The organism is Massilia sp. CT11-108 (genome assembly GCF_047302915.1).
Lineage (GTDB): Bacteria > Pseudomonadota > Gammaproteobacteria > Burkholderiales > Burkholderiaceae_D > Telluria > Telluria orientalis.
In genome coordinates this window covers 1-266 of the sequence record NZ_JBKYMO010001546.1, presented here as the reverse complement: position 1 = coordinate 266, position 266 = coordinate 1, and the positions used below count along the sequence as shown (strand labels likewise).

Sequence of the window (266 nt, the reverse complement as noted above, 5' to 3'; positions counted from 1 at the left end):
CCACCATCGCCAGCTCGGTCGGCAACGTGGTCGTCATCAAGGTGCGCGAGCAATCGTCCAACGTGCTGCTGACCATGGCCTGGTCGATGCTGTGGGGCAGCCTGCTGGTGGCCGTGTGGGTGCTGGTCAGCGGCCAATCGTTCAGCATGCCGTCCACCGCCAGATACTGGGGCGGCCTGCTCTACCTCTCGCTGTTCGGCTCGGTGATCGCCTTCGCCGCCTATTTCACGCTGATCCACCGCATCGGTTCCGACAAGGCCGTCTAC

1 protein-coding gene is annotated in these 266 nt (G+C 64.3%); it reads left to right on the top strand.

The features are described 5' to 3' along the window. Nucleotides 1-266: EamA family transporter (locus ACEN88_RS35555; RefSeq protein ID WP_413347102.1), on the top strand; the 266-nt coding region annotated here is incomplete at both ends.